We start from the raw sequence: 11,926 nt of genomic DNA, 5'->3' as shown, positions 1-11,926 counted from the left end.
TCAATACCGTATCGATAACAAGCGGGCCGAAAGGCCCGTTTCCAATTCACGAATTCTGAAGGATTAAAAATGGCGAAATATATTGTGCGCGATGGCTTCCTGGTCATCACGCAAGTAAGAAGCAGTGATGGCAAGATTCACGACAAAACCATTATCGGCGGCGAAACGATCGAGCTCGATGACGATGTGGCCGCTCTTCATCTTCATAAACTAGAGCTTGCCGAGCCAAGGGCGCGCGCCGCGGCATTCAAGGCCGAACAGGAAAAGAAGGTAACGGCGATGTCCGCGTCGGGTCAGGCAAATTTGGTTGCGCAGTTGGTAGCGGCGCTGACGGCTTCAACGCAGCAATCAGCTCCAGCGCAGCAATCGGCTCCAGCTGAACCCAAAGCGCCCGAGGCCTGATCGATGTTCCAGGAGGACGTTACCGATTTCCTCGGGGACTTCGCGGTCCCGTGCATGAAAGGTAATGTCCCCTTCTCCGCAATCTTCGACATGCCGGACAACAGCATGCCGTTTTCCGGCGCCGATGCCATTTCAACTGACTATTCCCTCACCTACCCAACCGGCGTCGTTTCATTCAAACGAGATGATGTCGTCACTGTTGATGGCGTGAAGTACACCGCCAGAGGCGTAGGGGAAAAACAGGATGACGGCGTTTTTTCAAAGGTGATGCTGCAAAAATGAATACATACCGAATCAAGAATGGCGAACACTTTCTCATGGATGGCAAGACGCTGGAAGGTGGCGAGCTGATCGAGTTACCTGCTGACCTGGCAGAAATGCATAAATCTCGGATCGATCTTGTGCCGCCGGAGAAGGCAGGAAAGGCTGATGCCAAGCAAGCGTGAGCAAATTCTGTCGGCACTGGTAACCCTGTTGACAGGGACAACGCCGGCAGGAGCGAGTGTATTTCGTTCACGCGTGACAGCGATCGGGCGGGATGAATCGCCGGCAATCATAGTGCGGCCGGAAGAGGATATTCCAGAGAAGCAGTTTGCTGGGGTAACTATTGCCACGCTAGCCGTGGCGATCGACGTTTACACCCGGGGCGACGTACCGGATCAACTCGCCGATCCAATTATAGTTGCCGCTCATGCGCGGATCATGGTCGATCCAACCCTCGGCGGGCTGGCGTCGCTAACGTTGCAGGGCCCGGCAAAGTGGGAGTCGCACGAAGCGGATCAAACGGCCGGGTTCTCCACGTTTATCTATCACATCAGATACACCACTCAAGTTTTTGATTTAACCCAATAAAGGAGCAACAAAATGCAAACCATTTTCGGTGCCGGCAGCTTATGGGGCACGCCCTTGATCGACGCGACTGGCGCGGCTGTTGCTGTCCCCTCGCCCATCCAGTTCGGGTTGTCGCAGGAAATCTCCATCGACATGTCGTTCGATAACAAGTTGCTGTATGGCCAGAATCAGTTTCCGGTAAAGGCCGGGCGCGGCAAGGGCAAAATATCCGGCAAGGTCAAAAACGCACAGGTCAACGGCGCTATGTGGAACAGCATTTTCTTCGGCCAAACGCTCACGGCAGGGATCGCGACTATCAAGCAGGATTCAGTCGGCATTCTCATTCCCGCCTCTCCATTCACGATCACGGCGGGCGCGGCTGATTCTCTCGTGGCCATCAAGATCCCGGATACCGGCACCTGGGCAACTGATCTGGGCGTAGTGACTGCCGGCGGCTTGCCGATGACGCGCGTGACAGCTACTCCCGCAACCGGGCAATACACGGTTTCGGCTGGCGTCTATCTGTTTGCCGCGGCTGACCTGGGCTTGAAGGTATTCATCAATTATGGATATACCGCCACCAGTACCACCGCAACCAAATCCACCGTTGCAAACTTGCCGATGGGTTATGCGCCCACCTTCCGCGCCGACATTCTCCTGCCGTTTGAAGGCAAGGCTGTTACCTACACGTTCTACTCTTGCCTCGCCTCAAAGCTCACCGTAGCTACCAAACTGGATGATTTCGTAATCCCGGAAATCGACTTCGACTGTTTCGCGGATGCGCAAGGTCGGATATTCGATTATTCGATGTCGGAGTAAACCATGATCAATGGCATAAAAATGAAGTTGGGCGGGGCGGTCTACATCGTGCCACCGCTTTCCCTTGGCGCTATCGAGCTCATGCAAGACCGAATCAGCAAGTTTCAGGTTGGCGCCAGTCTCGAGTCTGTCGGGACCGTGATCGACGCCCTGCATTCGGCACTGGCACGTAACTATCCTGAGATGACGCGGGCAAAGGTAGCCGAGATGGTTGACCTCGGAGACATGCAGGAAGTCATGGAAGCGATCATGGATGTCGGCGGGCTCAAGCGAAAGGCGCTGGAACCGGGGGAAGCCCTGCCGGGGAAATAAACTGGTTTGAACTGTATTCACGTGTCTGCGCCAACACAGGGTGGACGTGGGACTACGTTCGGGATCACGTCGATATTCCCCGGCTGGAAGCTCTGAACAAATACTGGAAAGATCACCCGCCAGTTCACGTCATGATTGCAGCGTACCTGGGCATCAAACCCGAATCGAAACCTAAAAAGATGAGCGAAGCAGAAATCGCGCAACTGATGCAGCAGTTTCCACAAGGATAATCCATGGCAGATAAAGACGTATCGCTCGGTATCAGCGCGGAAGATGCCGGGCTGAATGCCGCCGTGGCGAATGCTGCGAAAGTGGTGCAAAACGCCACCTCGCAGATGGGCAAGAGCTTCGATTCGGTGGGCGGGTCGATCAAAAAAATGCAGGACATTTTTGCGGGATTCACCACGATCCTTGCTGGCGGTGCGGCTTTCAAAGCCGCTGTAGACCAGTCAGTCAATCTCACCAAGGAATCAATGGCGCTCGGTAAGGCGCTCGGTATCTCTGCGACTGAGGCCTCAGTGCTTAATGTCGCATTGGGCGATACGTACCAGACGAGTGAAAGCTTCATCGACTCTAACGGGAAGATGACCAAGCAGCTGCTGAAGAACGAGGATGCATTCAAGAACCTGGGCGTGGCCACCCGCGATAGCAATGGCAGCTTCCGCAATTCCGTAGACATTCAGATGGACGTGAACAATCGTCTGCTTGAGTTCAAGGAAGGCATCGACCGCAACATGGAAGGCATCAAGATTTACGGCAAGGGGTGGGATGAAGCGGCGCAAACCTTGAAACTCACCAGCGGCGTGATGGCGGCCGCCAAAGAGAAGTCAGACGCACTCGGCCTATCCATCGGGCAGGAAAACGTCGCTGCCACGACTCGATACCGTGCCGCTATGAATGATGTGCAGGATGTGGTCACGGCGGTACTGAAGGCCACCGGCGATGCGCTGCTACCTATCCTCTCCCGGTTGGGCGAATGGTTTTCTCAGATCGGACCCGCTGCAGTCGCGATGACCCGAGTGGCGATGGATGTTTTCGGCACAGTCGTGACAACCGTTGGCACGGTGATTGGGGAATTATGGAATATCGCGAGCACTGCATTCTCGGCCATCGGCCGTGTCGTGCAAGCTGCATTCGGCGGCGATGGTTTGACGGCGATGCAAGTCTTCACTGGCGCAATGAAAGCCGTGCAGGTTGCCGTTATCGCCATGCGCGTCGGCTTTGAAATCTCCATCGAGGCTATCAAGCTGATCCTGGCCGGCGCGGCCGAGAACATCATGCGCTTTGCCAACGTTGCCGAAAGGGCGCTGCACCTGGACTTCGAGGGGGCTAAAGGCGCATGGCGGCAAGGTGTCACAGACATAGAGGGGATAGTCGCGGCCTCGACCGCCCGAATGGTAGCCATAGCCGAGAAGGGCCGGTCCGACATGGACGGGGCCATCTATGGGGACGCGACCAAAGTAACGACCACCCCTATCGAACGCAAATCGTCCGGAGGCACATCCGGCGGTGGCGAGGCGAAGGATAAACCCTCGCGCGTGCCGATGTGGGATGCCGCGCTGGCGGAAGAGAAGGTTTACTACCAGCAAAGCAACAATTTAAAGGAATTTTCACTCGATCAGGAGAAGGCGTTCTGGGCCAGCATTCTCGCGACAAACAATGCCAGCCAGAAAGAGAAAATAGATATTTCTCGCAAGATGTCTGGAATAGATTTGGAGATCATGAAAAAGGCGGTCAAAGACAAGATCGCCATGACCTCCCAGACCATCGACGCCACTGAAAAAGCGGCAATGGGCAGCATCGCCCTGGACGAGATCCGCGCACAGCGGGAAGTCGACGAAGGATATATGAGCAAGCGGCAATTGCTTGATATTCAGCGCAACTACGAAGAGCAGCGTTTCCAGATACAAACTACCGCTCAGCAGGCGCGCATCGATGCAATGAAGGGCGACCCGAATTATGATCCGGTAGCCCTGCAAAAGCTGCTGGATCAGATGGCCGAGATTCAGTTTAAGCACGCGCTCGACGTGGAAAAGATCAATTCCGCCATGCAGCTCGACGTCAAGGAAAAGTGGGACGGCGTCCTCTTCCCCATCAGGGATGCATTCGACCGCACCATCAACGGCATGATCCAGGGTACGCTCACCTGGCGAAAGGCCATGCTGAATATCGGCGACAACGTCGCCGCCTCGTTCGTAAAATCAGCGGTCAATATGGCGACGGCCTGGGCATCGGCTGAGCTGCGGAAAACCGCCGCGACGCAGACGGGCTCCATGATGCGGGCGCTCTTTGAAAAGATGGGCTTGTTTTCTACGGTAGCCGCACAGGGAGCTGCGTCAGCAGCAACCGTTACGATCAAAACGGGAGAGGCCGTTGCAGTAGTTGGCGCAAATGCGGCGGAAGGTGCGTCAGGTGCGGCTGCTGCGGTCGCTGATATTCCAATTGTTGGCCCTGCCTTGGCGGCGCTAGCCTTCGCTGGGACTATGGCAATGATACTGGGCGCCAAGGGCCAAATATCCTCCGCAAAAGGCGGTTATGACATTCCTGCCGGCATAAACCCAATGACTCAACTTCACGAACGCGAAATGGTGCTGCCTGCCGAGCACGCGGATGCGATACGCAATATGACAGGTGGCAGCGGGGTAACGAACTTTCATATTCATGCCGTGGATGCGCAGAGCTTTAAGCGTTTGCTCATGGACAACGGGCGTGGGATTGCCGACGCGTTGAACGCTCAGGCTCGCAATTTTTACAAACGATGAGTAACACCGTTTTTCCGACATTGCCGGGGCTTGCGTGGTCTACTGGCAAACACCCCATATTCAAAACCAAGATTCAGGAATCCGTTTCTGGCCGCGAGTTGCGTTCATCGTTTCAGGCATACCCTCTCTGGCGCTTCACGCTGTCGTATGAGTTCCTGCGCGGCGATTCCAATGATGACCTAAAAAAGCTATTGGCATTTTTCCTTGTTGTGCGCGGCTCATGGGATTCGTTCCTGTATTCCGATCCGGATTTTAGTTCAGTCACTGATTATCAGTTCGGTGTGGGGGATGGAAGCACGACTCAATTCCAACTGACCCGGGCAATCAGCGCAGGCGGGAACGCTTTCGTTGAGCCGGTGCAAAACGTCAATATTTTGACCAATATCAAAAAGGCCGGGGTCACTCAAACTAGCCCGGCCAATTACAGCATCAGCAGCACTGGGCTGGTGACATTTGTTAGCGCACCCGCTGCCTCTGCCTCTCTTACCTGGACCGGAACATATTATTACCGCTGCCGGTTCATGATGGATGAGGGAGGTTTCGATCAATTCATGAAACAGCTATGGGAGCTCAAGAAATGCGAGTTCAAGGGCGCCCCGGGTAACAAGGTATGAAGACCGCATCTGCAGCCATGATAAGCCTGCTAGCAAGCAATCAGCAGGTGATCATGGCTGATCTTTACACCTTTACGCTGGTCGGCGGGTTCGTTGCCCGCTACACCGGAGCGGATGCCGATCTCACAGTGGGCGGGAATACTTTCAGTAGCGACGGTCCGATAATCACTCGCGGCAAAATTTCCAACAAAGCCGGACTGGAAGTGCAAACCATGGATATGTCAATCTTTGCCGATAGCACGACGCTCCTGAACGGCAAGCCGTGGCTGCAAGCTGCGCGAAGCGGAGATCTGAGCGGCGCGCACGTACTGGTTGAGCGCGCCTTCATGCCCACTTTTGGCGATACCAGCGCGGGCAAGCTGTGGGCGTTTTCGGGCAACGTTGCGGATATAGAAGTTGGCCGTACTGAAGCGCGACTTACTGTTAAATCCGATCTGGAAAAGCTCAATCAGCAATGGCCGCGGGACATGTATCAGCCCGGGTGCCTGCATACACTTTATGACAGCGGCTGTACGCTAAATAAAGTGGGTTTCAGGACAGCGTCCAACGTCGCCCCGGGGTCGACTGTGACCTTGATCAATTGCGGTCTGTCCCAGGCAGCGGGTTATTTTTCCTTGGGGACCATGGAATTCACCAGCGGTGCGAATGCCGGCATTACACGCACGATCAAACAATACACGCCAGGCGTGATAGTCCTGGCGTTGCCGCTTGTGGTGCCCCCTGCAATTGGTGACACATTCGCCGCCTATGCCGGGTGCGATAAGCAGAAATCGACGTGTTCTGGTAAGTTTTCGAACCTCGCGAACTTTAGGGGATACCCATTTATTCCGGTACCGGAAACAGTGCTATGAGTAATAAACGTGTCGCCATTGTCGACCAAGCGCGGACGTGGTTGAAAACCCCATGGCACCATCAGGGCCGTGTCAAAGGCGCGGGCGTGGACTGTGCATATTTTTTGGTAGAAGTTTTCGCCGATGCAGGATTTATTCCCCGCATTGACCTGGGTGAATACCCGCCGGATTGGCACATACACAGGGATGAACCACGCTTCCTGAATGTCCTGAAAAACTACGCGGATTTAACCGATCAGGATCCGCTCCCTGGTGACATCGCCATGTTCCGGTTTGGCCGGACGGCCTCGCACGGATCCATCGTTGTCGAGTGGCCGCTCATCATCCACGCTTATAAAGACGAGCGCATGGTCATCATATCGGACGCCTCGCGTGGACCGCTCGCCGATCGGCATGCCGGGATCTATCGATTAAGGGGCTTGGCGTGAGCGGTTTTTTCGGTGGAATAAAACAGAAGAACAACGTAACACCGATTATCGCGTCGGTCAGATTGCAGACGTCTGCATACGGCAGCGTGGTGCCGGTTGTTTTCGGGCGCGCCCGAGTGGCAGGAAACCTGCTCTGGTACGGGGACTTTACGCCGGTCGCGCACACCGCGAAGCAGTCGGCCGGTGGCAAGGGTGGCGCTGGCGGCAACCAAAAATCCACGACTTACAGCTATCAAGCTGCGGTTATCATCGGTTTATGTGAGGGACCGATAATCGGCATCCGGACGATTTGGCAAGGTAAGGAAATCCATAATACTTCCGACCTGAATCTGTCCCTGTACACCGGGTCATATTCGCAGTCCGCGCCGCCGTACATGAGCACGAACCACCTTGACCAGGCGCTCGGGTACCGCGGCACGGCATACTTGTTTTCGCCGGTCTACCAGCTCGATGATCAGGCGGCACTGCCGAATCACTCGTTTGAGGTTGATGGACTGCTTCAGTACGGCGGCGCGATTGTCGATGCAAACCCCAAGGATGTGCTTTTCAACGTTTTGACAGATGCAAATTTTGGCATGGGGTTTTCTGCATCCCTGATAGGCGACCTGACTCAGTATTCTCGATTCTGCGTGGCCAGCGGGATATTTATTTCCCCAGCCTATACGCAGCAAGAAACTGCGCACGGAGTAATTGAACGCCTGCTGCAGCTCGGCAATAGCAATGCGGTGTGGTCGGAAGATCGGTTCCGGGTTGTGCCTTATGGCGATGCCGCCGTCACTGGTAATGGGGAGACCTACACCCCGGACCTGACCCCGCAATACGACTTGGCAGATGATGATTTCCTGGACAATGATGACCCTGTCAGAGCGCGACGCAGCACTCAGGCAGACGCTTTCAACCAGATCAACATAAAGTTTTTCAACCGCGCGAACCAATACGCGGAGGAGCCCGCCGAGTTCAAGGATCAAGGGGCGATCGAGATGTACGGGCTCAGGTCGGGGAACCCAATAAACCTGGATGAGATCGCCGACCCAGCCGTTGCTAGGACCGTAGTACAGCTGATCGGCCAGCGCGACCTGTACCAGCGCAACACGTACGAGTTCCGCCTTGGCTGGAAATACGCCAGGCTTGAGCCGATGGACATCGTCACACTGACAGATCCCGCTCTCGGGCTAAACCGGACCCCGGTCAGAATCACGGAAATCGAGGAAGACGAGGACGGGGCGCTGTCCGTCAAGGCCGAAGAAGTTTTGTCCGGCGTGAGCTCGAGCGCGGTTTACTCAAGCCAGGTAGTCGGCGGATATAGCGCGGATTACAACGTATCTCCGGGAGACTCAAACGCACCGGTTATTTTCGAGCCTCCTACATCCTTGTCAGTTACTCCCCAGATTTGGATGGCGACATCAGGCGGTGTCAATTGGGGTAGCTGCGAGGTTTGGGTATCGAGGGACAACGCCACCTATTCACGGGTTGGGTTGATTTCCGGACCGGCACGGCACGGCACCGGCGCGCTGGCCAACGGATCTGATCCTGACGTTACAAACGCACTGGTAGTTGATGTGACAGCGTCAAAGGCTGTATTGACGGGCGGCACATTGGCTGACCGGGATCAGCTCAATACGCTGTGTCTGATAGGCAATGAGCTGGTCTCGTTCCAGACCGCCAACTTGACCTCGCCGTATCACTACAACTTGACCAGCTTGCGACGTGGCGCGTATGGATCGAGCAAAGCCGCCTGGACAGCGGGGACCCGATTTGCCCGGCTTGATCAGGCTATATTCAAGTATGACTATGACCCGGAAATGATCGGTACCACGATCTATATCAAGCTACGGTCAGTTAATGTTTATGGGCTGGCGGCACAAGATTTGGCCGAACTCACCGCCACGCCGTACGCGGTAACCGGGTCCTACCTCGGGACTATTACCGGCTTCGCATTGGAGCAGGCATTCACGGGCACCGGGGCTAAAGTAAAGTGGAACGCATATGCCGGCGCGACATCCTACAAAATCGAGGTATGGAGAGCCGGCGTACTGAAGCGCACAGTAAGCGGGATCGGATCCACCAGCTACGAATACACATTTGAGGACATGGCGGCCGACGGCGGTCCCTGGCGCTCGGTTGACCTGAAGCTGTACGCCATGTCCGGGAATGGCTCATCAGTGAGTGCAGCAACTCTCACGGTAACCAACCCCCAGATAGCGGCGCCCGCGGGACTTTCCGCAACCGCCGGCATAGGTAATACTACCATTGCCGCCACGTTGCCCGCAGATACAGACTATGGCGGCATGTTGGTATATGGATCGATCGCAAGCGGCTTCACGCCGGGCACGGGCAATCTGCTATATGACGGGCCCAACAATTCCGAAACCTTCAACGGCCTTCCGGCTGGGGTTGCCAGATTCTACAGGGTCGCTTTCTATGACCAGTTTGGAAAAGATGGTCTGAATTTCAGCTCGGAAATAACCGCGATTCCGCTGTCTGCTGGCGGCATTATCGCGGTAGCGGATCTGCCGACAGCAGGAACTCATGAGGGAGAAGTAGTTTACTTGACCAGCGATGAAAAGCTCCATCGTTGGAATGGCGCGGCCTGGGTTACATGGGTTGATGGCACTGATATTCTGGCCAACTCAGTGACGGCCGGGCAAATGAGTGTGACGAACCTTTCTTCCATAAGTGCGGACCTGGGCACGATTACAGGGGGAACTTTTACGTTCGACGGCGCCGGACACATCAAGGGTGGGCAGACCGCTTATAACACCGGCACGGGTTTATTCCTCGGGTATTCCGGAGAGGCTTATAAATTCAGCGTAGGCAATCCGGCAGGTAAAGCCCTGTTATGGGATGGCACAAACTTGACGGTGCAGGGCGACATTATCGCGACCGGCAATATAAGCGCGAATGCGGTCACTCAAGTCGGAACTGCCTATACATTAGCGCCAATTACCGGCGGCTCATTACAGTATCTATCTGTAAATAAAGCTTCAGACGGTCGAATGCTCGTGAATTTCTCATGCTTTATAAAGCCAGTGGGATTAGATGGAATGTCATCGAGCAGTTCTGAAATTGCTATCTATGTGAATGGAGTCCAAATATATAGGGAGCAGGTTATTTATACGGATACAGCTGCAAAAAATTTATCATTTTATTTTCCTTACGTCGACACTTCATCACCGGGAACTAAAACATATGAAATAAAAACCACTAGTGGTGCAAATTGCCAGTATTCCGCTAGATCAATTGTTGCGATGGAGTTAAAGCGATGAATTACATTGTGTATGAAACCACCACTGGTGCGATTGTGCGATCCGGCGAGTGTCAAGACGATATGTTGGATGATCAAGCTCGAGTTGGCGAAACAGCAATTGAAGGCGAGGCTGACGACACCACGCAATATGTTGATGGCGGGCTCGTTGCTTCTCGTCCCGAGATTACCGCTCTATGGAACAAGACGGAAGTTGCGGCGAATGGAAGCGATACGGCAACACTTGGGACCTCACTGCCAAACCCTACTGAAGTTTCAGTTTCTGTTCCCGATGGCGCCGTGGCGCCGGAAACGGAGATTGTTACCTCTGGAACGTTTTCATTTGCGACACCTATCGCCGGTTCTTACACGATAAATGTAATCCCGCCATTCCCGTTGCGGCCACATACTCAGATCATCGCAGCCATATGATTATCCAGCCAGTATTGGCGCCCACCTTGGATGGCTTAACCGCTACTCCCGCGCTAAAAAGTAACCTGCTGAAGTGGTCCGCATTAAATGACCCACGGCTGTTCGGCGCCGAAGTGTGGGCATCGAAAACGAATGACCGCGCGAGCGCCTCCAGGCTGGCCACGGTTTACGATAATTCGTTCACCCACGCGAATGACGGAGAAACTTGGTATTACTGGATTCGAGCGGTAAGTATCTACGGAAGGTCTGATGGCGAATGGTTTCCGCTGTCTGCAACGGCGGGAGTGTCATCAACCGCGCTCCTGGTGCAGACCACAGACATGGCGCTGAATGCCGTCACCAATCTGGAATGGGCGCAAGATCCTACGGCACACTCTCAAACAAGCTACAGCACTTGGGAAAGAATATTTTTGTATTCCTACCTTGGCACCGGCAATGACTTCGTTATTGAAATGCAGCATTTGGCAAATCTATCGATAGGCACTATCGGAACATCGCAATCGGCAAACGCACAGCAAAGGCTGATGCTTACGGAAAACACGATTTACAACGAAGGCACGGTAACGGTCACAAATGGCTCTGCGATAGTGACAGGTAACGGAACAAGTTGGCTTTCTAATATATCTGCCGGCGGCTTGTTTCTCCTGCCAGGTAAGACACGATATTTAATAGCGTCGGTGGACAGCAACACCCAAATAACATTATCGACCGCCTACTTAAGCACAGGCCAATCTGGTGTCACTTATTACGTTATAAAGTCGGCCTCTACTATTCTTACCTTGAATCAAATAACGGATCGATTCACCATAAGCGGAACTTATTGTCTTACTCACACCTTTCCTTTTCGCTACAGAATACCAGTGAATTCAGTGGCTGGAAAACTCTATGACATAACTTTGGATTGGGCTTTAGTTAGGGATAACACATCCTGGTCAATCAATAATTTATCTGTTGTGAAAACTCTCATTCTGGAGGAAATAAAGAGATGAAACAAAACCATATCATTTATGACGCATCATCTGGTGATGTAAAAATGATAATCACTACAGATAACCCTATGACGCTTACCCTTAATACACCTGATGGCTATAACTCTATTCCCACCGAAACAAGAAACATAGAGGAAATTGCAGGGGTTGACCCAGGTACCGAAACAGTGATTTTAGCTGGTTAACAGATAGGATTTTTGAACACCGAGCCGCCTTGAGCGGCTTTTTTATTTCCCAACCTA

Annotated in this window: 14 protein-coding genes; all 14 read left to right on the top strand. The window is 53.8% G+C overall.

Going from position 1 to position 11,926, the window contains the following annotated elements:
- Positions 1-69 precede the first annotated feature (69 nt).
- On the top strand, positions 70-402 hold the full coding sequence (locus F822_RS12080; protein ID WP_025041024.1) for a hypothetical protein: 333 nt from the start codon (positions 70-72) through the stop codon (positions 400-402).
- A 3-nt stretch (positions 403-405) separates the two neighbouring features.
- Positions 406-684: a head-tail joining protein gene (locus F822_RS12075; RefSeq protein WP_025041025.1), complete on the top strand. Its 279-nt coding sequence runs from the start codon at positions 406-408 to the stop codon at positions 682-684.
- Complete coding sequence (locus F822_RS15430; RefSeq protein WP_156304417.1) at positions 681-848, top strand: hypothetical protein; 168 nt, start codon at positions 681-683, stop codon at positions 846-848. Before F822_RS12075 ends, F822_RS15430 begins: the two co-directional genes overlap by 4 nt.
- Complete coding sequence (locus F822_RS12070; RefSeq protein WP_025041026.1) at positions 832-1,254, top strand: hypothetical protein; 423 nt, start codon at positions 832-834, stop codon at positions 1,252-1,254. Before F822_RS15430 ends, F822_RS12070 begins: the two co-directional genes overlap by 17 nt.
- Before the next feature lie 12 nt (positions 1,255-1,266).
- Positions 1,267-2,052 (top strand): hypothetical protein, encoded by a 786-nt coding sequence (locus F822_RS12065; RefSeq protein WP_025041027.1) that lies wholly within the window; start codon positions 1,267-1,269, stop codon positions 2,050-2,052.
- A 3-nt stretch (positions 2,053-2,055) separates the two neighbouring features.
- Positions 2,056-2,364, top strand: coding sequence for a hypothetical protein (locus F822_RS12060; protein WP_025041028.1), 309 nt, complete (start codon positions 2,056-2,058; stop codon positions 2,362-2,364).
- A 233-nt stretch (positions 2,365-2,597) separates the two neighbouring features.
- Positions 2,598-5,126, top strand: coding sequence for a phage tail tape measure protein (locus F822_RS12055; protein WP_025041029.1), 2,529 nt, complete (start codon positions 2,598-2,600; stop codon positions 5,124-5,126).
- A complete protein-coding gene (locus tag F822_RS12050) occupies positions 5,123-5,740 on the top strand; it encodes a DUF2460 domain-containing protein (RefSeq protein WP_025041030.1) in 618 nt (205 codons plus the stop codon). Before F822_RS12055 ends, F822_RS12050 begins: the two co-directional genes overlap by 4 nt.
- Positions 5,737-6,591, top strand: a complete 855-nt coding sequence (locus F822_RS12045; RefSeq protein ID WP_025041031.1) for a phage/gene transfer agent baseplate hub protein — start codon at positions 5,737-5,739, stop codon at positions 6,589-6,591. Before F822_RS12050 ends, F822_RS12045 begins: the two co-directional genes overlap by 4 nt.
- Positions 6,588-7,019, top strand: a complete 432-nt coding sequence (locus tag F822_RS12040; RefSeq protein WP_025041032.1) for a C40 family peptidase — start codon at positions 6,588-6,590, stop codon at positions 7,017-7,019. Before F822_RS12045 ends, F822_RS12040 begins: the two co-directional genes overlap by 4 nt.
- Positions 7,016-10,285 carry a phage tail protein gene (locus F822_RS12035; protein ID WP_051536682.1) on the top strand — a complete coding sequence of 1,090 codons (3,270 nt, stop codon included), beginning with the start codon at positions 7,016-7,018 and terminating at the stop codon, positions 10,283-10,285. The genes F822_RS12040 and F822_RS12035 overlap by 4 nt, the downstream gene beginning before the upstream one ends.
- Positions 10,282-10,695: a hypothetical protein gene (locus tag F822_RS12030; protein ID WP_025041034.1), complete on the top strand. Its 414-nt coding sequence runs from the start codon at positions 10,282-10,284 to the stop codon at positions 10,693-10,695. The genes F822_RS12035 and F822_RS12030 overlap by 4 nt, the downstream gene beginning before the upstream one ends.
- Positions 10,692-11,684: a phage tail protein gene (locus tag F822_RS12025; protein ID WP_025041035.1), complete on the top strand. Its 993-nt coding sequence runs from the start codon at positions 10,692-10,694 to the stop codon at positions 11,682-11,684. Before F822_RS12030 ends, F822_RS12025 begins: the two co-directional genes overlap by 4 nt.
- Positions 11,681-11,869, top strand: coding sequence for a hypothetical protein (locus tag F822_RS12020; RefSeq protein ID WP_025041036.1), 189 nt, complete (start codon positions 11,681-11,683; stop codon positions 11,867-11,869). The genes F822_RS12025 and F822_RS12020 overlap by 4 nt, the downstream gene beginning before the upstream one ends.
- The last annotated feature ends 57 nt before the right edge of the window (positions 11,870-11,926 follow it).

The sequence above is a fragment of the Nitrosospira briensis C-128 genome, assembly GCF_000619905.2.
GTDB lineage: Bacteria > Pseudomonadota > Gammaproteobacteria > Burkholderiales > Nitrosomonadaceae > Nitrosospira > Nitrosospira briensis.
The sequence above is the reverse complement of the archived record's forward strand: the minus strand, read 5'-3'. Positions and strand labels throughout refer to the sequence as shown.

Excerpts from the sequence above, each read along its gene's own strand:
- F822_RS12080 (WP_025041024.1), top strand. The coding sequence starts at position 70 with ATGGCGAAATATATTGTGCGCGATGGCTTCCTGGTCATCACGCAAGTA.
- F822_RS12075 (WP_025041025.1), top strand. The coding sequence starts at position 406 with ATGTTCCAGGAGGACGTTACCGATTTCCTCGGGGACTTCGCGGTCCCG.
- F822_RS15430 (WP_156304417.1), top strand. The coding sequence starts at position 681 with ATGAATACATACCGAATCAAGAATGGCGAACACTTTCTCATGGATGGC.
- F822_RS12070 (WP_025041026.1), top strand. The coding sequence starts at position 832 with ATGCCAAGCAAGCGTGAGCAAATTCTGTCGGCACTGGTAACCCTGTTG.
- F822_RS12065 (WP_025041027.1), top strand. The coding sequence starts at position 1,267 with ATGCAAACCATTTTCGGTGCCGGCAGCTTATGGGGCACGCCCTTGATC.
- F822_RS12060 (WP_025041028.1), top strand. The coding sequence starts at position 2,056 with ATGATCAATGGCATAAAAATGAAGTTGGGCGGGGCGGTCTACATCGTG.
- F822_RS12055 (WP_025041029.1), top strand. The coding sequence starts at position 2,598 with ATGGCAGATAAAGACGTATCGCTCGGTATCAGCGCGGAAGATGCCGGG.
- F822_RS12050 (WP_025041030.1), top strand. The coding sequence starts at position 5,123 with ATGAGTAACACCGTTTTTCCGACATTGCCGGGGCTTGCGTGGTCTACT.
- F822_RS12045 (WP_025041031.1), top strand. The coding sequence starts at position 5,737 with ATGAAGACCGCATCTGCAGCCATGATAAGCCTGCTAGCAAGCAATCAG.
- F822_RS12040 (WP_025041032.1), top strand. The coding sequence starts at position 6,588 with ATGAGTAATAAACGTGTCGCCATTGTCGACCAAGCGCGGACGTGGTTG.
- F822_RS12030 (WP_025041034.1), top strand. The coding sequence starts at position 10,282 with ATGAATTACATTGTGTATGAAACCACCACTGGTGCGATTGTGCGATCC.
- F822_RS12025 (WP_025041035.1), top strand. The coding sequence starts at position 10,692 with ATGATTATCCAGCCAGTATTGGCGCCCACCTTGGATGGCTTAACCGCT.
- F822_RS12020 (WP_025041036.1), top strand. The coding sequence starts at position 11,681 with ATGAAACAAAACCATATCATTTATGACGCATCATCTGGTGATGTAAAA.